At 65.3% G+C, this 20647-nt stretch carries 21 protein-coding genes; 8 read left to right on the top strand and 13 right to left on the bottom strand.

The features are described from left to right. Window positions 1–177: 177 nt before the first annotated feature. The 3 genes from ccmI to B6V72_RS06095 are packed head-to-tail and all read left to right on the top strand — an operon-like array spanning window position 178 to window position 2461. Entirely contained in the window at window positions 178–1749 is a 1572-nt protein-coding gene (gene ccmI / locus B6V72_RS06105) for a c-type cytochrome biogenesis protein CcmI (protein ID WP_088724801.1), read from the top strand. After that, complete coding sequence (gene ruvX, locus B6V72_RS06100) at window positions 1746–2219, top strand: Holliday junction resolvase RuvX (protein ID WP_088720082.1); 474 nt, start codon at window positions 1746–1748, stop codon at window positions 2217–2219. Before ccmI ends, ruvX begins: the two co-directional genes overlap by 4 nt. Then, window positions 2216–2461: a DUF1289 domain-containing protein gene (locus tag B6V72_RS06095; protein ID WP_078548071.1), complete on the top strand. Its 246-nt coding sequence runs from the start codon at window positions 2216–2218 to the stop codon at window positions 2459–2461. Before ruvX ends, B6V72_RS06095 begins: the two co-directional genes overlap by 4 nt. A 4-nt stretch (window positions 2462–2465) precedes the next feature. Here the strand turns inward: B6V72_RS06095 and B6V72_RS06090 are convergent, their stop codons facing one another. Together B6V72_RS06090 and B6V72_RS06085 are read right to left on the bottom strand one after the other, a co-directional pair. Further along, window positions 2466–3566, bottom strand: a complete 1101-nt coding sequence (locus tag B6V72_RS06090; RefSeq protein WP_088735075.1) for an ABC transporter ATP-binding protein — start codon at window positions 3564–3566, stop codon at window positions 2466–2468. 99 nt (window positions 3567–3665) lie between these two features. Further along, entirely contained in the window at window positions 3666–4445 is a 780-nt protein-coding gene (locus B6V72_RS06085) for an SDR family oxidoreductase (protein ID WP_088735074.1), read from the bottom strand. 211 nt (window positions 4446–4656) lie between these two features. Between B6V72_RS06085 and B6V72_RS06080 the strand changes: the two genes are divergently transcribed. Then, window positions 4657–5640, top strand: coding sequence for a Hint domain-containing protein (locus B6V72_RS06080; protein ID WP_088735073.1), 984 nt, complete (start codon window positions 4657–4659; stop codon window positions 5638–5640). Between the two features lie 132 nt (window positions 5641–5772). Here B6V72_RS06080 and B6V72_RS06075 read toward each other — a convergent pair whose 3' ends face one another. Continuing rightward, a complete protein-coding gene (locus B6V72_RS06075) occupies window positions 5773–6591 on the bottom strand; it encodes an inositol monophosphatase family protein (RefSeq protein ID WP_088735072.1) in 819 nt (272 codons plus the stop codon). Window positions 6592–6737: 146 nt separating this feature from the next. Continuing rightward, window positions 6738–7100, bottom strand: a complete 363-nt coding sequence (locus B6V72_RS06070; RefSeq protein ID WP_075776971.1) for a helix-turn-helix transcriptional regulator — start codon at window positions 7098–7100, stop codon at window positions 6738–6740. Window positions 7101–7496: 396 nt separating this feature from the next. On the opposite strand from B6V72_RS06070, the gene B6V72_RS06065 reads away from it, so the two are divergent. Then, window positions 7497–8465: an NADPH:quinone oxidoreductase family protein gene (locus tag B6V72_RS06065; protein ID WP_088735070.1), complete on the top strand. Its 969-nt coding sequence runs from the start codon at window positions 7497–7499 to the stop codon at window positions 8463–8465. Here the strand turns inward: B6V72_RS06065 and B6V72_RS06060 are convergent. Beyond that, window positions 8456–9304, bottom strand: coding sequence for a LysR family transcriptional regulator (locus tag B6V72_RS06060; RefSeq protein WP_088735069.1), 849 nt, complete (start codon window positions 9302–9304; stop codon window positions 8456–8458). The two genes, B6V72_RS06065 and B6V72_RS06060, sit on opposite strands and share 10 nt — an antisense overlap. Window positions 9305–9418: 114 nt before the next feature. Between B6V72_RS06060 and B6V72_RS06055 the strand changes: the two genes are divergently transcribed. Both B6V72_RS06055 and B6V72_RS06050 read left to right on the top strand, forming a co-directional pair. Then, window positions 9419–9649, top strand: coding sequence for a DUF1127 domain-containing protein (locus B6V72_RS06055; RefSeq protein ID WP_088728066.1), 231 nt, complete (start codon window positions 9419–9421; stop codon window positions 9647–9649). A 134-nt stretch (window positions 9650–9783) separates the two neighbouring features. Continuing rightward, complete coding sequence (locus B6V72_RS06050) at window positions 9784–10503, top strand: Bax inhibitor-1/YccA family protein (RefSeq protein WP_075776975.1); 720 nt, start codon at window positions 9784–9786, stop codon at window positions 10501–10503. 56 nt (window positions 10504–10559) lie between these two features. On the opposite strand, the gene B6V72_RS06045 is transcribed toward B6V72_RS06050, so the two are convergent. From B6V72_RS06045 to B6V72_RS06010, 8 genes are all read right to left on the bottom strand, one after another. Next, window positions 10560–11534: a glyceraldehyde 3-phosphate dehydrogenase NAD-binding domain-containing protein gene (locus tag B6V72_RS06045; protein ID WP_088735067.1), complete on the bottom strand. Its 975-nt coding sequence runs from the start codon at window positions 11532–11534 to the stop codon at window positions 10560–10562. An 84-nt stretch (window positions 11535–11618) separates the two neighbouring features. Beyond that, window positions 11619–12716 (bottom strand): transglutaminase domain-containing protein, encoded by a 1098-nt coding sequence (locus B6V72_RS06040; RefSeq protein ID WP_088735065.1) that lies wholly within the window; start codon window positions 12714–12716, stop codon window positions 11619–11621. Between the two features lie 69 nt (window positions 12717–12785). Further along, complete coding sequence (gene pstB / locus B6V72_RS06035) at window positions 12786–13565, bottom strand: phosphate ABC transporter ATP-binding protein PstB (protein WP_075776999.1); 780 nt, start codon at window positions 13563–13565, stop codon at window positions 12786–12788. 29 nt (window positions 13566–13594) lie between these two features. Continuing rightward, complete coding sequence (pstA, locus tag B6V72_RS06030) at window positions 13595–14434, bottom strand: phosphate ABC transporter permease PstA (protein WP_075776978.1); 840 nt, start codon at window positions 14432–14434, stop codon at window positions 13595–13597. 3 nt (window positions 14435–14437) lie between these two features. Next, complete coding sequence (pstC, locus tag B6V72_RS06025) at window positions 14438–15406, bottom strand: phosphate ABC transporter permease subunit PstC (RefSeq protein ID WP_088735064.1); 969 nt, start codon at window positions 15404–15406, stop codon at window positions 14438–14440. A 77-nt stretch (window positions 15407–15483) separates the two neighbouring features. Then, window positions 15484–16536, bottom strand: a complete 1053-nt coding sequence (gene pstS / locus B6V72_RS06020; protein ID WP_088720071.1) for a phosphate ABC transporter substrate-binding protein PstS — start codon at window positions 16534–16536, stop codon at window positions 15484–15486. 475 nt (window positions 16537–17011) lie between these two features. Then, window positions 17012–17854, bottom strand: coding sequence for an SMP-30/gluconolactonase/LRE family protein (locus B6V72_RS06015; RefSeq protein ID WP_075776981.1), 843 nt, complete (start codon window positions 17852–17854; stop codon window positions 17012–17014). Window positions 17855–17977: 123 nt separating this feature from the next. Next, window positions 17978–19615 carry a Na/Pi cotransporter family protein gene (locus tag B6V72_RS06010; protein ID WP_088720069.1) on the bottom strand — a complete coding sequence of 546 codons (1638 nt, stop codon included), beginning with the start codon at window positions 19613–19615 and terminating at the stop codon, window positions 17978–17980. Window positions 19616–19786: 171 nt separating this feature from the next. Here B6V72_RS06010 and B6V72_RS06005 point away from each other — a divergent pair, with 171 nt between their 5' ends. Further along, the gene (locus B6V72_RS06005; protein WP_088728060.1) at window positions 19787–20581 is read left to right on the top strand and encodes a DeoR/GlpR family DNA-binding transcription regulator; all 795 of its coding nucleotides are present in this window, start codon (window positions 19787–19789) and stop codon (window positions 20579–20581) included. Window positions 20582–20647: the final 66 nt, after the last annotated feature.

Here is a 20647-nt window from a genome sequence, read left to right as displayed (position 1 = left end):
CAGTCTCGACTCTTTCGCCTTTGTGATGGACCGGGGCGGCGGGCGAAAGCCCCCCTGTTGCGGCATCGCAGGGAAAAAAGCGACATGGGCCTGCGACATCGGGTTCCATTCACGCGCTAGACCCTTTCGGCGCGGCGTCATCTCGCCTAAATGGGAGGCGAAGGATGAGGAGACGCCATGCTGTTCTGGATTATCGCCGCCGCGCTCGTTGCGGTCATTGCGCTTCTGTTTGCGCTTGCCCTGTTGCGCGGACGTGGGGAAGACGAGATGGCACCGGCGGCCTCGTATGACGTGCAGGTCTATCGCGACCAGCTGCGCGATCTGGAACGCGACGTCGAGCGTGGAGTCACATCGCGCGAGGAAGCCGACCGGGCAAAGCTGGAAATTTCGCGCCGGATGCTCGAGGCGGACCGCAAGGCGCAGGCAGGCTCCGATCTGGGCCGGGCACCGAAAGGGCCGACCATCGCGCTGGTGATCGGTGGCGTCGTGATCTTCGGCGCGGCGTTCTGGCTCTATACCCGGATGGGCGCGGAGGGCTATCAGGACCAGCCGATCGCGCAGCGTTTCGCGGATGCCGACAAGCTCTATGACAGCCGCCCCTCGCAGGCCGAGGCCGAGAAGATGCAGAAGGCCCGTGCGACCCCCCCGGCCAATCCGGACCCGAAATTCCTCGAACTGATGAAGAAGCTGCGCGAAGCGGTGGCGAAGAAGCCCGACGATCCGAAGGGCCTCGAACTGCTTGCACGCAACGAGGCGGCGCTGGGCAATTTCGACGCCGCATGGAAAGCGCAGCAGCGGCTCGTCGCGACAAAGGGCGATGCCGCCACCGCTCAGGATTACGCCGAGCTGGGTGAGATGATGGCCGTGGCCGCTGGCGGGCTGATCACGCCCGAGGCGGAGAAAGTCTTCGCGACCGCGCTGAAGATGGACCAGAATAACGGGCTCGCGCTCTATTACGTTGGCCTGATGATGGCGCAGAACGGGCGCGGCGACCGGGCGTTCCGCCTCTGGGACAACCTGCTGCGCAACTCGGAAAGCAGCGATCCGTGGGTGCCGCTGGTGCAGCAGAACATCGAGGAGCTGGCATGGCTCGCGGGCGAGAAGGATTACACCCCGCCGAGACCGCGCGGCGCGCCCGGCCCGTCGCAGGCAGATGTCGCGGCGGCGGCGGACATGTCGCCCGAGGCGCGTCAGCAGATGATCCGCTCGATGGTGGAGCGCCTGAACGACCGGCTGGCGCAGGAAGGCGGCAGCGCAGATGACTGGGCACGCCTGATTTCGTCGCTGCGCATGATCGGTGAGGTCGACCGCGCAGATGCGGTCTATGGCGAAGCGAAGGGCAAATTCGGCTCGCGCCCGGACGACATGGCGAAGATCGACGCGGCCCATCAGGCCCCGGCCGGTCAGGCGCTGCAGGACATGGGTGGCGCGCAGGCGGGGCAAAGCGCCCCGCAGGCGGCCCCCGCCCTGCCCGGTCCGAGCGCGCAGCAGATGAAGGACGCGGCCTCGATGACGCCCGAGGAGCGCCAGCAGATGATCCAGGGCATGGTCGATGGTCTCTTTGACCGCCTGACCACCGAGGGTGGCACGCCGCAGGAATGGGCGCGGGTGATCTCGTCCCTCGCCACGTTGGGCCAAACCGACCGCGCCAAGGAAGCCTGGGGCGAGGCGCAGAAGGCGTTGGCCGACAAACCGGATGCGCTGGCTCAGGTCGAGGCGGCGGCGAAATCGGCAGGTGTGGCGCAATGATCTGCGAGACGATCGAAGAATTCGCCGATGCGATCCCGCGCATGGGCGGCGTCGCAGGGCTCGATCTGGGCACCAAGACCATCGGCGTCGCGGTGTCCGACGGGCTGCGCTCGGTCGCGACGCCGCTATCGACGATCAAGCGCAGGAAGTTCGGCCTAGATGCCGAGGCGCTTCTGAAGATCGTGGCGGAGCGTGATTTGAAGGGGCTGATCCTCGGCCTGCCGAAGAACATGGACGGGACCGAAGGAGCGCGCTGCCAATCAACCCGCGCCTTCGCTCGCAACCTCAGCCGCCTCACCGATCTGCCGATCAGCTACTGGGACGAGCGGCTGAGCACGGTCGCCGCCGAACGCGCGATGCTGGAGGCCGATATGTCGCGCGCCAAACGCGCAGAGGCGATCGACCACGTCGCGGCAAGCTTCATTCTGCAAGGCGCGCTGGATCGGCTGCGCTATCTGGGGGCGGCATGAACGATCCGCAAAACACCGACGACATCTGGAAACGCGCCGAGATCGAGAGCCCCTGCGTCAAGCTCTGCCAGATTCACCCCGAGGCGCGGATCTGCATCGGCTGCTACCGCACGATGGAAGAAATCGGCGCGTGGTCTCGGATGACGCCCGAGGCGCGCCGCGAGGTGATGGCGGAGCTGCCCGAGCGAGCGCCGCAACTGCGCAAGCGCCGGGGCGGACGTGCGGGGCGACAGGACCGCTGAGCGCTTAAGCGCCGCCCCCTTTCGCCGGGAAGACAAAGCAGCGATCGCGCCGGATCATCAGCCACATCGGCGTGCCGGGCTTCGGCAGGAATACGTTCGGGACGCTGGCGCGCAGGATCGTGCCGTCGAAATCCATCCGGAACTCGACGAGGCTCTCGCGGCCCAAGAAGCGTGCGCGTTCGACGACGCCCCGCGCGGGCGTGCCGTCCTGCGGCGTCGGGGACGGGCCGAGCCCTGCCCGGTCGAAATCGATCTTCAGATGCTGCGGGCGGATCACGATGTCGATCTCGGTCCCGTCCGCATGGCCCGGCGTCAGGAAATCGCCGAACGCAGTCTCGGTCAGCGCGTCCTTCACACGGCCCTTGAGCACATTCACATCCGAGAAGAACGCCGCCGCCGCCCGGTCCACAGGCGCGTTATAGAGGTTATAGGGCGCGCCGCGCTGCACGATCTTCCCGCCGCGCATCAGCAGGATCTCATCGGCCATCCGCATCGCCTCATGCGGCTCATGCGTGACCAGCAGAACGGCGGTGTTTTCCTCTTTCAGAAGCGCCAGAGTCTCGTCGCGGATATCGTCGCGCAGGCGTTCGTCCAGTCCCGAGAAAGGCTCGTCCATCAAGAGGATACGCGGTCGGGGTGCAAGCGCACGTGCCAGCGCCACGCGCTGCTGCTCGCCGCCCGAAAGCCCGTGCGGATAGCTGTCGCGATGGCGCAGCAGGCGGACCTTCTCGAGCAATTCCGTCACGCGGGCGCGCTTTGCCGCCGCATCGCCCTTGAGGCCGAAGGCGATATTTTCGGCAACCGTCAGATGCGGAAACAGCGCAAAATCCTGAAACATCAGCCCGATCGCGCGTTGCTCGGGCGGGACGTGAACGGAGCCGTCGCTGATCGCGGCTCCGTCGACGTAGATCTCGCCCGCATCCTGCGTATCGACTCCCGCGATCAGCCGGAGCGTCGTCGATTTGCCGCAGCCCGAGGGGCCCAGCAGACAGGTCACCTGCCCCGCTGGGATCGCAAAGGACACGTCGTCGACCACGGCCAACCCGTCGAACACGCGGCCAAGCGCGCGAACTTCGAGGCGCGGAGGGGGTAATTGTGCGCTCATGCAGCGAAATCTCGACCGAAAGTGTCAGGCAATGCAGGGCGGGAGATAACAGCCCCCCGCCCCCCAAGCAAGCCCGGTAGGTCGTCCGGCAGATCCGGCTCAGATCGAGATGTTGTTCAGCCCGCCGTCGAGCATCACGTTCTGCCCGACCATGAACCCGGCGTGAACCGAACACATGAAGGCACAGGTCGCACCGAACTCCTCGGGCGTGCCGTAGCGACGCACCGGGATCGATGCCTCGCGCTGCGCTTTGGCTTCCTCTACCGAGATGCCCTTCGCCTTCGCCGCCGCCGTATCGAGCGACACCGCGCGGTCGGTCGCATGCAGGCCCGGCAACAGGTTGTTAATGTTCACGCCATATTCCGCGACCTGCCGCGAAGTGCCGGCGACGAAGCCGGTCAGGCCGGAACGTGCAGAGTTCGACAGGCCGAGCTGCGCGATCGGCGCGCGCACGGATTGCGAGGTGATATTGACCACCCGCCCCCAGCGCTGCTCGATCATGGCCGGCAGCACCGCCTGCATCATCGCGATCGGGGCCAGCATGTTCGCATCGAGCGCCGCGATGAAATCGTCGCGCGACCAGTCGCGCCAGTTGCCCGGAGGCGGCCCGCCCGCATTGGTCACCAGAATGTCGACCTCGCCCGCTTCGCCCAGCACCGCCGCGCGTCCCTCGGGCGTGGTGATGTCGGCGGCCACGGGCGTCACGGTGACCCCGGTCGCGGCCATGATCTCGTTCGCCGTCGCGGCCAGCGTGTCGGCGCCGCGCGCATTCAGCACGATGTTGACACCTGCCTGCGCGAGCGCCATCGCGCAGCCCCGTCCAAGCCCTTTCGAGCCCGCACATACGATCGCCTTGCGGCCCCTGATACCAAGATCCATCGCGCCCTCTCCTTTGCTTTCATTCTCCGGCGTGATCCGGCGAGCCCATCGCGCGAAACATCGCGCGCGGCCCTGCCAGCTACGCCTCGCACAGTAGCTTGCCCGAATGGGAGGACAAGCGCGCTGTGGCCGCTTGACCATCACGAGCGGCCCGCGGTAAGCCGATGCGATCCAGCAGTTTCAGACGGCCCGACAGGGCTAGGGAGAGCGCGTGTCAAACCCGAGCCAGATCGTTCACGTCTTCGAGGCAGAGGATATCTGGGTCACTTCCGGGGCCAATCAGGGCGACGCGCTCGGCCTTGCCGAAGATTGCGAACCCGGCGACATTTATCAGCTCCATCGCGCCGCCAAACCGCGCCGCCTCGTGCTGGCCCAGCAAGGCGCCGCGCCGACCGTTGCTGAAGGCTCCGAGATCGGCGCGCCGGGGGATGCGCTCGAGCTGATCGCGCGGCACCTGCTGATCACGCCCGAGGGCGACACGGTCGACATCCTGATGATCTGCCACGAGGCCACGGGCGCGCATTACGCGTTGCCGCTCTCACCGATGGCAGCGCGCTTCGACTACACGTTGCTGGAGGCGCGCGACGATCCCGGCGAGGTGCGGCTGTCGGACCTCGTCTGCGTGGCCTTCACCACCGGCACGATGATCACGCTGGCCGGCGGCGCGCAGATGCCGATCGAGCAGCTGACGCCCGGCGCGCGGGTGCTGACCCGCGACAATGGCCCGCAGCCGGTGAAGCTGGTGGCGAAGGCGACGATGCGCGCGCTGGGGTCTTTCGCGCCGGTCGTGATTTCGGCGGGCGTACTGGGCAATGAAGGCGACCTGGTGATCTCGCCCCATCACCGCGTGTTCCTCTATCGCCGCGGCGCGCAGAAGTTGGGCGACACGTCGGAAATCCTCGTGCAGGCGAAGCATCTCGTCGATGGCGAGAATGTCTGGCAGCGCGAGGGCGGGTTCGTCGATTACTTCGCGCTGGTCTTCGACCGGCATGAGATCATCTATGCCGAAGGCGTTCCGGTCGAGAGCCTGATGGTGTCCGAGGCGACGCTGTCACTTCTACCCGAAGAATTGGGCCGCGAGATATCCGAGCGTTTGCCCGACCTCGCCCACCGCCAGCATTTCGGCACCGAGGCGACGCGCGATCTTCTCGATCGGATCGGGCGCGAGAAACTGTTCCGCAAGCGCAAGGATTGAAGCACGAGGGGGCGCGGCCCCCGCTCTTTTCTGCCCTCCGCTTGCGCTTCGGGCGTTCGGCGGGGCGTCCTTCCACTGAAAGGCCGCTGTTCTCGCCTCATCCGGCGGGATCTTTTCAGAAAGAGGAAGAGATTAGCCGTTCAGCGCTTCGAGCGCGGCGGCATGAATCTCCGGCGAGGCGGCGGCGAGCACCTGCCCGCCGCGATGCGCCGGACCACCCTGCCAGTTGGTGACAAGGCCTCCCGCCGCTTCGATCACCGCGATCGGAGCCGCCACGTCATAGGGCTGCAGGCCGGCTTCGACCACCAGATCGATCTGGCCGGCGGCAAGCAGCGCATAGGCGTAGCAATCCATGCCGTAACGCGTCAGCCGCACCTGCTTCGACAGCCGAGCGAAGGCCGCGCCCTCTTCCGCCGTGCCGACTTCGGGGAAGGTGGTGAAAAGCGTCGCGCTGTCGATCCCGCGCCCGGTCCGCACGCCAAGCTGGCGCGCGCCATGCGGACCGTCGAGCGTCGCGCGTCCGAAGCCGCCGGTAAAACGTTCGCCGATATAAGGTTGGTCGATCACGCCCATGAGCGGCGCGCCGGGGCCGTCCGGTTCCTCGGCGCACAAGGCGATTAGCACGCCCCAGGTCGGCGTTCCCGACAGGTAGCCGCGGGTGCCGTCGATCGGGTCGAGTACCCAGGTCAGTCCGCTTTGCCCGCGGGTGACGCCATGCTCTTCGCCGTAGATGCCGTCTTGCGGACGACGCTCCATGATCAGGGCACGCATCGCGGCCTCGGCGGCACGGTCGGCCTCGGTCACCGGATCGAACCCACCTTCGAGCTTGTTATCCGCGCCGATCCCGCCCACGGGACGGAACTGCGCCAAGGTCTCCCGCCGCGCGCAATCGGCAAGCTCAGCGGCCAAGGCCGAAAGCTCCGCGCGGGTATCGGTGTCGAGATCAAGCATCAGTGTCCTCCCCGGGCCGCGCCGTCACCGCAACCGACCCCCAGAAATGAGATAAGGGGAGCGGTAACCGCCCCCCTTCTCCGGGTCAAGCTGCCGACCGCCCCACATTCGGTCGCCAGTTGCGCCTAAAGGCGTCCGCGTAGCGCTCAGGCCGCGTCGGAGAGCACCTTGGCCAGTTCGAACAGCCGGCGGCGCTGCGCCTCCGGGATCGAGTAATAGGAGCGCACGAGCGCGAGCGCCTCCTTGTCGGACAGAATATCTCCCGCCACTTCCGGTTGCATCCCGCTATCTTCCGCGAGCCCTTCGAAGAAGAAGGAGATCGGAACTTCGAGCGCATCCGCGATATCCCAGAGTCGAGATGCCGAAACCCGGTTCATCCCGGTTTCGTATTTCTGGATCTGCTGGAATTTGATCCCAACTTTGTCCGCGAGCTGTTGTTGGGTCATCCCAATCATCCAGCGGCGATGCCGGATCCGCTTGCCTACATGGACATCAACCGGATGCTTCATACTCTTTCCCCTTCAAGCCAATTTCACCCACAAACTACCGTGCGCTGAGTGTGGCCCGCGCGGGTAAAATCGCAAACCTGTCTAAAAAGACAGGGAAATTGCGGCTTTCCGCAGCACACCTAACCTAAAGGATAGGTGCCCCCCTATTCGCCTTCCGCGTGTTTTGCGATTTGCAACTCGAAGAATTGGGTTCCGCTACGGAAACCTATGGTGCCAACCGCCCTCTCACGGAGGATTGATTCGCCGGTCAATGCCCGGCGGCGACCCTGCCGCGACGTCCCGCTCCGGGCTCTGGCAGGCGGGCTGGCCCTGATCGGCTGCGCGGTCTATCACGGGCGACGTAGGGTCCGCTTTGCTGGCCAACCAACCCCGCGACACAACTTGCCGGAGCATTCGATGCGCGCCTATGTTCAAGCCGCCCCCGGGCAAAACCCCGAGCTGACCGAAATCCCCCTTCCCGCCCCGGCAGCGGGCGAGGTGCAGGTGGCCATCCGAGCCTGCGGTCTGAACTTTGCCGACCTGCTGATGATCGAGGGGAAATATCAGGACACCCCCACCCCGCCCTTCACCCTCGGCATGGAGCTCGCGGGAGAGGTCATCGCAGCAGGCGAGGGCTGCACCCTCGCCACGGGCACCCGCGTCGCCGTCTTCTCAGGTCAAGGCGGGCTGGCCGAGGCGGGCAATTTCCCCGAAAGCCGCTGCACGCCGATGCCGGACGCGATGAGCTACGCGCAGGCGGCGGCCTTCCAGATCGCCTATGGCACCAGCCATGTGGCCTTGGGGACGCGTGCAGGCCTCGCCGAGGGCGAGACGCTGGTGGTTCTGGGCGCGGCCGGTGGAGTCGGCCTCACGGCGGTCGAGATCGGCAAGAAGATGGGCGCGCGGGTGATTGCCTGTGCGCGCGGCGAGGCGAAGCAGCAGATCGCGCGCGCCGCCGGGGCCGATGAGACGCTCGATAGCGAGAGCGACGATCTGAAAAGCGCGATCAAGGCCCTTGGCGGTTGCGACGTAGTTTACGACGCGATCGGCGGCCCCGCAGGCGAAGCCGCCTTCCGCGCCCTGAAACCCGGCGGGCGCTATCTGATGATCGGGTTCGCCAGCGGCAGCCAGCCGAAGTTGCCCCTCAACCACGCGTTGGTGAAGAATATCGCGATCCACGGGCTTTACTGGGGTGGCTATCTCAAGCTCGATCCGCAGGTTCTGACCGGGTCGATGGCGCGGCTCTTCGACTGGTTCGCGCAGGGCGGCCTTAGCCCCCATATCGGCGCGACCTATCCGATGGAGCAGATCCCGGACGCGCTGGAAGATCTGCGCGCGCGCCGCTCCACCGGCAAGCTGGTCATCGAGATCGACGCTCAGGCATAGGCCTCCCGGATCAGCGCACGCAGCCCCTCGACCGGATCGCCGGTCAGCCGGCCTGTGTCGTAGAAGCAGATCCGCGAGCGGCCGAGCGGCGGCAGACCGCTTTCCGGTCCTAGCGCCACGCAGCCCGGCGGGATGTCACGCGACAGCCGCACCGCGACGCCCATATCGGCGGCCACCGCCGCGCTCGCCATCTCGTCTGATTGCCCGTCGAAAGCCGGTTTGGACTCGATCTCGACCGCCTCGAGCGCCGCCAAGGCCGCGCCGTAGAACGCGCATCCTTCCTCGATCGACAGCATCAGAGGGCGCGCGCAAAAGGCGCGCCCGAGCTGCGCGCCGATCCAAACCAGTTGATCGGCAGAGAGCACCTCGGCCTCCGGACCGGGCGTCTCCTCCGTTGTCAGGATCATGTCCAGCTCGCCCGCATCCAGCATTCGCCGCAGGGTCTGCGAGCGGCGCGAGGCGAGTTGCAGCCGGACCATCGGCCATTGCTCTGAGAGCGCGCGCAACAGATGCGGCATCTGCGGGCTGACCAGATCATGCGGCAGACCGAACCGCACGGTCACCTCGGCATCCGCCGCGCGCAGCCGCGCCAGAGCCGCGTCATTCTCGGCGCAGATCCGGCGCGCATGGTCCAGAAGAGAGCGCCCCGCACGGGTCAGCGCCATCTTCCGGTTCGCCCGATCGAAGAGCACCTTGTCAAGCGCCTCCTCCAAGCGGCGGATCTGCATCGAGACTGCCGATTGGGTCAGGTTCAGAAGCCGCGCCGCCTGCGTCACCGAGCCGGTTTCCGAAACGGTCAGAAGCGCACGCAGCGCTGCGATATCGAGGTTTTGTGCCATGTCGGCCTATCCATCACGTTTCGTGATACTCATTAGCACAATCATTCGTTTTCATCATTAAAAAACTTGCGTCATCCTTCCGGGCAGAAACGATCACCCACGGAGGATAAGACGATGACCTTCCTGACCCAGCGCAACGCCGCCTGCTGCGCCCCTGCCCGCCCCGCCCGGCGGAGCGTCCTTGCCACGCTCGCCGCGATTGTCACCCATTACCGCTCGCGCCGGGCGTTGGCGCGGCTCGATGCAAGGCTTCTTGAGGATATCGGGCTGACCGAGTCCGAAGCCGCGTTCGAAGTCCGGCGCCGGATTTGGGACGCCCCCGACCACTGGCGCGCGGGTCGCTGAGGCACAACCTGTGAAAACCATGTGAAACGACGCATTTTCCGGCAGCCCCAAATCTTGAATTCCGGGGCTGCTCTGCCAATATCGGTCGGGAAACCGGTCCGAGGGACGACCGGACGACATAGTTGGAGGTGCTGATGGCTGATTTCGAAACGATGCGGACCCCTCGCGCGGGCACGCGTCAGGCTGCGATTGACGAGGGTCTTCGCGCACATATGAACAAGGTCTACGGGCTTATGTCGCTGGCGATGCTGGTGACCGGGGCCGTGGCGTTTGGTGTGGGTACGAACCCGGCGCTCGTTGCCGCGATCTTCGGCTCGGGCCTCAAATGGGTTGTCATGCTGGCCCCGCTGGCGATCGTCTTCGCCTTCGGCGCGATGATCAACAAGATGTCGACCAGCACGGCGCAGATCGTGTTCTTCGTCTATGCCGCGCTGATGGGCCTGTCGATCAGCTTCATCTTCGCCGCCTATACCGGCATCTCGATCGCGCAGACCTTCCTCGTGACGGCGATCTCCTTCGCGGGTCTCTCGCTTTACGGCTACACCACGAAGCGTAACCTTTCCGCGATGGGCTCGTTCCTGATGATGGGTCTGATCGGCCTGATCGTCGCCTCGATCGTGAACATCTTCCTCGCCTCCTCGGCGATGGCCTTCGCGATCTCGGTGATCGGCGTTCTGATCTTCGCGGGCCTCACGGCTTACGACACGCAGAACATCAAGAACACCTACCTGCAGCTCGCTGCCAGCGACTCGGAGTTCATGGGCAAGGCCGCCATCATCGGCGCGCTGCAGCTCTACCTGGACTTCCTGAACCTGTTCATGTTCCTGCTGCAATTCATGGGCAACCGCCAGTAATCGGCACGCTCACGAGACATTCGAAAGCCCCGCCCTTCCGGCGGGGCTTTTTCATGTCAGCCCATCCGTAGCGCCATATCCAGCATCCGGTTGGAGAAGCCCCACTCATTGTCATACCAGCCGAAGACCCGGATCAGCCCGTGCGCGGTCGCCCGCGTCTCGGGCAGCGCCATGACGACGCTCTCGGGGCGCGCGCGCAGATCGGTGGAGACGAGCGGCTTCCCGGTCGTGCCGATCACCCCGCCTGCGTCCCGCAGCATCGCGTTGACCTGTTCGACCGTGGCGGGATTTTTCACCGTCACCGCCAGATCAACCGCCGAGACGGAGGCCGTGGGCACCCGCACCGCCTGCGCGATCAGGCGACCGGCGAGATCGGGCAGCACCTCTTCCATCAGCTTGCCCGCAGAGGTCGTCGTCGGCACCATCGACAACGCCGCCGCGCGCGAGCGTTCCATCGGGCCGCGCGGCTTGTCGACCGTGGGCTGCGAGCCGGTATAGCAATGCACCGTCGTCATCGAGCCGGTGACGATCCCGAATTCCACATCGATCAGCCGCGCAAGCGGCGCCAGCGCATTCGTCGTGCAACTGGCGTTGGAGACGATCTTCTGCCCGTTCAGCGCCGCGTCATTCGCGCCCAGAACCACCGTGATCTCCGCCGCTTTCGCAGGTCCCGAGATCAGCACGCGAGACGCGCCGCCCGCGATCCCCTGCCCCGCAATCTGCGGGCTGTCGGCCCGACCGGTGCATTCCATCACCAGATCGACATCCGACAGATCGAGCGTGGAGATATCATCCGCGCGGTGCAGCGCGATCCGGGTGCCGTTGATCACCAGCGCGCCCTCTTCCAGCGCGACCGTGCCGCGCCACGGGCCGAAGACGCTGTCATATTCGAAGAGGTAAGCCAGCATCTCGGGCGCTTCGATATCGTTCACGCCCACGATCTCCAGCCCCGGCCAGCGCGCAGGCGCCTCCGCCCAGGCGCGCAGCACCGAGCGACCGATCCGTCCGAACCCGTTTATGAAAACACGCATCTGGCGCACCTCCTGCAACCGCCCTTAGCGCCGCAAGGCGCCAAGGGAAAGCGCGCGATTGTCACCGATACGGCAGAGACCGCCTCAGGCGGACAATTCGCGCGCGGTGATCTGGTAGGTGAAGTCCTTGGCGTCGAGATAGTCGCGGCGTTTGCCGTCGATCTCGGCCTGCGGATACATAAGATAGGGCAGCTCCGGCCCGTCCGAACCCGGCAGATCCACGTCATGCGCATAGTTATAGGCGACCCAGTTGCCTTCCCATGCGCCGAAGAGCTTCGCACGCACATCGACCACTTTGGGGTCTTTGAGGCCCAGATGCCCCTTGCCTTCCTGCAGCATCACCTTGCGCACATCGGCGGCGTCGGCAGGCACCCAGCCGAAGCCGCTCAGCCAAACCTCCGAGCGGCAATGCTGCGCGCCGGTGGCGTCGTCGGATTTCAGACCGAGGCTCTTATAGCCGAAACGCGAGGGCGCGACGCGGATGCCATAGACATCGCGCGCAGGGAGCCCGGCGGCACGCGCCAGACCCACGAAGAGCGCGTTGAGGTCGGCGCATTTGCCCGACAGATCGCCCGAGGTCAGCATGAAGGCGATATCGCCCAAGCCGCAGCCCGGCGTCTTCGGGTTGCGCACGGTGTTCTCGACGATCCACTCGTAGATCGCGCGGGCTTTCTCCAGATCGCCGGTCTTTCCACGGGTGATCGAGTCGGCGGTCTGCTTCACGATCCCGTCGGTCGGCAGCAGCTTGGTCGCGGCGGTGAAACGCGCACGCTCGACCTCGTCCAGCGGCTCGACATCGCCCGGCTTGCTCAGATCGACCACGAAGTCCTGCGTCTGGGCCTGTGCGGTCACGGTCAGCTTGCGCGGGCCCTCGGAAGCGCCCCAGACCGCGTGCACCATCGGAGTGCCGCTATCGGGCGCGTTCACGATCTGCACCTCGTCCGCATCGCTTTCCCAGTTCACCGCGCCGGGCTTCATCCAGCCGTCGCCATGCACGGAGGGTACCGGCACCCAGAGCTGCGCCGTCTCGCCGCCGCCGGGCAGGCTGACTTTGGTGACCAGCCCGAAGTTGCGCCAGCCCGTGGGCTTGGGATCGAACGCCGCCATCGCGCCGCGCGGGCTGGCCGCCAGCGCCACCGAAGCCGCGCCGAGTTGCAGAAGACGCCGTCTGTTCAAAGCCATGTCACCACTCCGCTGAATTCTGGCCGCGTTCTACGCCCGCGTCCCTGCAAGAACAAGGCATCCGTGCGCTCAGCCGAAACGGCCAGTGATGTAATCCGACGTGCGTTCGACCCGCGGGCGGGTGAAAATCTGAGCGGTCTCGCCCTCTTCGATCAGCTCGCCCAGATACATGAAGGCGGTACGGTCGCTGACGCGGCTCGCCTGCTGCATGTTGTGGGTGACGATGGCGATGGTGAACTGCTCCTTGAGCTGGTGGATCGTCTCCTCCAGCTTGCCGGTCGAGATCGGGTCGAGCGCGGAAGCCGGTTCGTCGAGCAGGATCACCTCCGGTTCCACCGCGATGGTACGCGCGACGCACAGGCGCTGCTGCTGACCACCCGAGAGCGACTGGCCCGAGCTTTGCAGCTTGTCCTTCACCTCGTCCCAGAGCGCCGCGCCTTTCAGCGCCGCCTGCACCCGGTCGTCGATCTCGGATTTCGCGTAATTCGCGAGGCGCAGGCCGAAAGCGATATTCTCGTGGATCGTCATCGGGAAGGGCGTGGGTTTCTGGAACACCATGCCCACCTTCGCGCGCAGCCGGTTCAGATCAACCTTCTTGCCGAGGATATTCTCGCCATCGAGCAGCACTTCCCCCGTCGCGGTCTGCTTCGGATAGAGGTCATACATCCGGTTGAGCACGCGCAGGAGCGTGGACTTGCCGCAACCCGACGGGCCGATGAAGGCCGTCACGCGGTTCTCGGGCAGGTCCAGATTGATCGACTTCAGGGCTTTGAAATCACCGTAGAAGAAATCGAGATTCTTGATCGAGATGCGCGGTTTCGGCGCGGGATCGACCCCGTCGAAGGTCATCGGCGAGCGTTCTCGGGTGAGGGTATCCATCAGTGTTTCTCCTTCTTGGAGGTGACGAGGCGGGCGACAATCGACAGCGCCAGCACCGCGACGGTGATGAGAAGCGCGCCTGCCCAGGCAAGGGCCTGCCAGTTATCGTAGGGCGAGAGCGCGAATTGGAAGATGGTGATCGGTAGCGAGGCCATCGGCTGCGTCAGATCGAGGCTGAAGAAATTGTTGCTGAGCGCCGTGAACAGAAGCGGCGCTGTCTCGCCCGAAATCCGGGCGATGGCCAGCAGCACGCCGGTCACGATCCCCGCCATCGCCGCCTTGTAAGCGACCGTGCGGATCACGATCCAGCGCGGCCAGCCCATCGCAAGCCCCGCTTCGCGCAGCTGATCGGGCACGAGGCGCAGCATGTCCTCTGTGGTGCGCACGACGATCGGGATCACGAGGATCGCCAGCGCGACCGAGCCCGCAAGCGCGGAGAAATGCCCAAGGCTGACGACGAGCACCTGATAGACGAAGAGGCCGACGATGATCGAGGGCGCCGACAGCAGGATGTCGTTCACGAAACGGATCACTTTGGACAGCTTCGCATAGCGCCCGTATTCCGCCATGTAGGTTCCGGCTAGGATGCCAATCGGCGTCCCGATCGCCACCGCGATCACCGACATGATCACCGAGCCGAGGATCGCGTTGCGCAAGCCGCCCGGCTCCATCGGCGAGGGCGTGTCTTGCGTGAAGACGGCTAGGTTCAGCGCGCTCGCTCCCTTGTAGAGCAGGTAGAGCAGGATCACGGCCAGCACGAAGAGGCCGAGCGCCGCCGCCCCCGTGGACAGCGTCATCATCACCGCGTTGACGGTCTTTCTGCGGGTCATCGAAGCCATGCGTTACGCTCCCGACTTTTGCTTCATGCGCTTGAGCATCCACTGGGCAGCGGCGAGCACGATGAAGGTGAGGATGAACAGAACGAGGCCCAGCGCGATAAGCGACGAGGTGTAGATCGGCGTCGTGGCCTCGGTGAATTCGTTGGCGATGGCCGCCGAGATTGTCGTGCCCGGCGCGAGGATCGAGCCCGAGATGCGATGCGCGTTGCCGATCACGAAGGTCACGGCCATCGTCTCGCCCAGCGCGCGGCCGAGCGACAGCATGATACCGCCCACCAGCGCGGTGCGCACATGCGGGATCACGATGTGGCGGTTCACCTCCCAACGGGTCATGCCCATGCCATAGGCGCTTTCACGCAGCATCGGCGGCACCGTCTGGAAGATGTCGCGCGCGAGCGAGGCGATGAAGGGCAGGATCATCATCGCGAGGATCAGCCCCGCCGTCAGCATCCCGATCCCGTAGGGCGGGCCTGCGAAGAGGCCACCGATCACCGGGACATTGCCCAGCGTGTCGATCAGGAAGGGCTGGATATAGCTCTGCATGAAGGGCGCAAAGACGAAGAGGCCCCAGATGCCGTAAATGATAGAGGGGATGCCCGCGAGCAGCTCGATCGCGATCCCCAACGGGCGACGCAACATGCGCGGGCAGGTCTCCGTCAGGAAGATCGCGATGCCAAGCCCGACCGGCACCGCTATGACCATCGCGATGATCGAGGTGACGACCGTGCCGTAGAGCGGTGCCAGCGCGCCGAACTTTTCGGTCACCGGGTTCCATTTCTCGGTCCACAGGAACGGCAGCCCGTATTCCTTGAGTGCAGGCCACGCCCCCATTATGAGCGAGACGAACACGCCCAGAAGGACCAGCAGCACCACCACCGCGGCGGCCAGCGTCAAGGTTCCGAAAATCCGATCGGACTGGGCTACCGGGCGCGCGCTCTTCACGCCTCTCTCGTAATCGCTTGTCGCCGTCATCGCGCACTCCACTCAAAATCGCAGAAAGGGAGGGCCGCAGTCACGGCCCTCCCCCGAAGGTGTTTATGAAGGAAGGATCAGTTGTTCATGGCCCAGACGGGGTTGCCGTCCTTGCCCTTGATCTGGCCCCATTCCTTCTTGATCTGGGCCACGACATTGTCGGGCATCGGGATGTAGTCCAGCTTCGCCGCGGCGTCGTCGCCGTTGGCGTAGGCCCAGTCGAAGAACTTCAGCGCCTCTTTCGACGCTGCGCCGTCCTTGGCATCCTTGTGCATCAGGATGAAGGTCGCCGCGGTCATCGGCCAGGTCTTGTCGCCCGGCTGGTTGGCGAGGATCACGCCGAAGCCCGGCTGGCTCGACCAGTCGGCATTGGCGGCGGCAGCGGCGAAGGCTTCGGCCTTCGGCGCGACTTTCTTGCCTGCTTTGTTGATCATGTCCGTGTAGGTCATGTTGTTCTGCAGCGCGTAGGCATATTCGACATAGCCGATCGAGTTCTTCGTCTGATCGACATTCGCGGCCACGCCCTGGTTACCCTTGGCGCCAAGACCCACCGGCCATTCGACCGAGGTCGAGACGCCGATATCGTTCTTCCAGGTCTCGTCGACCGAGGCGAGGTAATAGGTGTAGTTGAAGGTGGTGCCCGAGCCGTCCGAACGGTGGACAACGGCGATCGCCGCGTCGGGGAGCTTCACGCCGTCATTGAGCTTCGCGATGGCCGGATCGTTCCACTTGGTGATCTTGCCTTCGTAGATTTTCGCCAGCGTCTCGCCGTCGAGAACCAGCTCGCCCGGCTTGATGCCTTCGACGTTCACGACCGGAACGATGCCGCCCATGACGGTCGGGAACTGAACCAGCGTGTTCTTCTCCAGCTCGTCGCCGCCCAGCGGCTTGTCGGACGCGCCGAAGGTCACGGTGCGGGACTCGATCTGCTTGATGCCGCCGCCCGAGCCGATGGCCTGGTAGTTGAGACCGGTGCCGGTCTTCTCTTTGTAGGTTTTCGCCCAGTCCGAGTAGATCGGGTAGGGGAAGGTCGCGCCGGCGCCGGAGATATCGGCGGCCTGAACGGCGGCGGCCGAAGCCAGCGTCGCACCGGCGATCGCGGCGGAGAGGGTGAGGCGGGTGATGAACATTGAACAGTCCTCGCTGTCAGAATTCGGATACTGTGAACGCGGTAACGAAACTCGTCCCGTCCGCTGGGGGGACTAATGACGGGGCTTCTTGACAGCTATGTAACAGTCGCGACTGCGTGAAGGGCCGTGATATCCGGACGTTTTCGCGGACTTCGGGATCACGAGGCGCGGCGCACGGACGCCCCGAAAATGACGACCTGCAAGACGCTTTCGCGTGCTGCTGGCGATCACGAAAAAATCGCAAGGTCGCGAGGCACGCGCGTTTTGGGCCACCCCTCGTGTAAATTTCCCCGAGAAAATGACAGGTGGCAGGCGTTTTTTGTGACGGTTTCTCTCTCAAGCAGCGTCCGTGAGGGCCGGATTGTTCATCTCCGGCGACCCCGAGTCGCGGCGCCACAGCCCTGCGGCGACCGGCTGAATCGCCATGCCCGGCCTCCGCAGGCCAACTACGCGACCTGCCGGGCCGCCGGGCCGCTCACAAGATCACGCACGGCTCGGGAATGCCCACGAACGGCGCGCGCAGAAGATAGGTCAACCCTTGCGCCGCATCCGGGTCGGTCATGCCCTCCAGCGCGCTCGTAACCAGCAGGTCGCGCATATCCGCGCCGCCGAAGGCCGGACAGGTGCTGTTCTTCCCGGGCAGATCGAGATGGTGGGTCATACGACCTTCCGCATCGAAGCGGGCCACGCGCCCGGAACTCCACAGCGCACACCAGAGGCCACCCTCGGCATCGACCACCGCGCCGTCGGGATAGAGGCCCTCGGCCGAGAGGTCGAGAAAAGGTCTCCGCTCCCCCTCGGGCCAGCCATCCGCATCCAGCGGCTGACGCCAGACCTTGTGGCTGGGCGTATCCGCGAAATAGGCAGTCCGGCCATCCGGCGTGAAGCAGATCGCGTTGGGGATCGAAATCTCCGTGACCAGACGACGTAGCTCGCCGCGGTAATAGCGGTAGATCGCACCGCGCCGTCGCTCGGCCTTTTTGCCCATCGTGCCGAACCAGAAGCCGCCCTGCCGATCCGCGCGCCCGTCATTCGAGCGGGTGCCGGGATCGTCGCCTTCCACCTCGATGAGCGGCTCGAGCGTCCCCTCGGCAATGTTGAACAGAGACAGCCCGATCTCGGTCGCGAGGATCATCCGCTCGCGGTCCACCCAGCCCGCCGCCGAGGCCATACCCTCGAACTGCCATTCGCTCGGCCCGTTGGCATCGCGCGTCAGCAGCCGGCGGTTCAGGATGTCGAACCAGAAGAACTGGCTACGCTCGGGATGCCAGAACGGCCCCTCGCCCAGTTCGCAAACCCTGTCGTCAAACACGCTCATCTATTTCCTCCCGCAATTTGCGGAACCCTCTCACTCCTGCAAGTCCTCGGGCAAGAGGGTCCAGGACTTGTTCCGGCAATCGACCCTCCGCAAGGCGCGACGGGTCTCCAGGCTGCGCTAGGCTCACCCGGTCAGCCGCGTCGCCCGCAGATCGCCCGCCTGTTCGAGGATCGGGTAGGCGACATAGGTCATGTCCGTGTTGATCTGCTTCAGCGCGCGCACGGTTTCCTGATGGATATTCGTGGTCTCGATGGAGGCGCTGTTATTCGCACGCAGCCGGGCGAGGTGTGCGGCCTGCAATTCGGCCTCGGCGGCGCGGGTGCGGTCTTTCTCCTCCACGAGCTGTCGCGCGTCGTCGATCTCGCCCGACATCAGGACGTTCAGCGCAACCCGCGCATTCGACGCGACTCGGTCGTGGAAATCGGTCAGCTCACGCAGCCCCTCTTCGGAGAAGGTCAGGCCGCGTTCGTGGATACGCTGCGCGAGATCCACGAGATTGGTCGAGATCTGGTCGCCCGCATCCTCGAGATGGTTCGCGACCATCGCGATCTCCATCGCGCGCCGGGATTGCTCGGTGCTCAGCCGTGTCTCGTTGAGCCGCGCGACATAGAGCTTGATCTCGTAATGCATCCGGTCGACTTCGTTCTCGGTGCGCTTGATGCGGGCGGCGATTTCCGGATCCCAATGCACGAAGAGCCCCAAGGCGGGTTGCAGCATCTCGAAGACCGACTCGCCCATGCGCAACAGCTCGCGTGCCGCATTGCCGAGCGCATGCCCCGGATCGCCGAGCCCCTTTTGATCGAGGGCGCTGATCCGAGTGGGCGACATCTCCTTGCGGTCCGCCACGACCGCTCCGGCAAGGCGCAGCACCGACGGGATCAGCGGAAGCGAGAGGATTGCGACGCCGAGGTTGAAGACGAGGTGCAGATTGATCACCCGCCGCGCCATCGTGCCACCCAAGAAGTCGAGCGCTTGCGGATAGAAAATCAGGCCGAGCAGCACAAGCATGGCCCCGCCCCCGCGCAGGACGAAATTCGACACCATGATCCGGCGCGGGATCGGATCGGCCGAGAGGGTCAGCATCACCGGGATGATCGCCCCGCCGAGATTGGCGCCGAGCACCATCGCCGCAGCGCCCGGCCCCGGCAGCAGGCCTTGCCCGGCGAAGGTCACGAACATCAGCACCGCCGCAATCGAGGAATGCATCGCCCAGGTCAGCAGGGCTCCGAGGACGAAGGCCGAGACCAGATCGCTGCCCAACCGCGTCAGCACCGCATTGACGAGCGCGCTTTCGCGCAGGGGCGCCGTCGCCTCGCCGATCAGACCGAGCGAGAGCAGCACCAGCGCCAGCCCCACGAAGATACGCCCCGCCTGCCGCGGCCGCCGGGCTTTCGATTTGAGAAACAGCGTCACCCCGATCACCAGCAGCGCGGGCACCAGCACATGGATCGGCGAGAGCAGGATCTGGGCCACGATCGACGAGCCCAGATCGGCGCCCAGCACGAGCGCCACGCCAGAGATCGCCGCCAATGTTCCGCTCGCGGCAAAACCTGCAGTCAGGATCGCGACGGCGGTCGAACTTTGCAGCAGCATCGCCGCCCCCGTCCCCGCCGCCATCGCGCTGATCCGCGTCCCGGCCGTGCGGCGCAGGAACTGTCGCAGCGACGCCATGAAAGCGCGCTCGACCCCGGTGCGGATCAGCCGAACCGCCCAGAGAAGCAGCGCCACCGCGCCCGCCAGATCGATCAGGAAATAGATCATGCGCTCTCCCAAATCCCGCACGCCGCCCGGGTTACCTCCGACGGCGCGCGGACCTTTTCAGGATAAACTGCATCAAAATGTGGCATTAGCAACATTTTTCTTGAAATTACGAGGCATAGCCCACATCAATTTTTAGGAACGCGGTGAAAGGATCACCTTTCGGGAGAGGCAATGGACGCGAGCGCGAAACAAGAGGGAACGCGGCTCCGCAAACGCGACCGGCGGGAACAGATCCTGTTCGAGTTGAAGCTGCGCCCGCACTTGCGCATCTCGGAACTCGCGGCGCGGTTCGGGGTCTCGACAGAGACGATCCGGCGAGATTTCGATGCGCTCGAAGAAAAGGGGCTGATCGACCGCGCGCATGGCGGCGCATCGCGGCCCCATCCTGGCCACTATCCCACGCTGGACGAGCGCGAACGCGACCAGTTTCAGGAGCGCGAGCGGATCGGCCGCATGGCCGCCGCGCAGGTCGTCGCTGGCGAGACGCTGATGATCGACTCCGGCTCGACCACGCAGCAGATGGCCAGATTTCTCGCCATGGCAGGAACGCCCTGTCGTGTGATCACCAATTCCCTGCCCATCGCCATGCTTCTCGGCGGTAGCGAGGGGGCGGACGTGATCCTCGCGCCGGGGAATTACCTGCCCACGGAGTCGGCGGTCGTGGGCGAAGAGACGCTCGATTTCCTGTCACGCCATCACGTCGACCGGGCGGTGATCGGCGCCACGGCGCTTTCGCTCGAGGGCGTGTCCGAGTCCATTCCGGGCTTCGCTGCGGTCAAACGCGCGATGCTCGCGCAGGCGCAGGCGGGGATGCTGCTGATCCTCGGCTCGAAATTCGGCATTCACGGTTTCACGCGCGCCGCGACGCTCGGGGCGCTGGCCTCGGTGGTGGTGGACCGCGCACCGCCCGCCGATCTGGAAGAGGCGCTGCGAAAGAACGGCGTGGACGTGCTGCTCGCGAAGTGAAGGCAAGGTCACAGGCGCGCCCGAACCGGCTGGTGATCGCGACCGCAGTGGTGATAAGCGCATGGC

This window comes from Thioclava sp. F34-6, assembly GCF_002213235.1.
GTDB classification, from domain to species: domain Bacteria; phylum Pseudomonadota; class Alphaproteobacteria; order Rhodobacterales; family Rhodobacteraceae; genus Thioclava; species Thioclava nitratireducens.
This window is presented reverse-complemented; position numbering and strand designations above follow the sequence as displayed.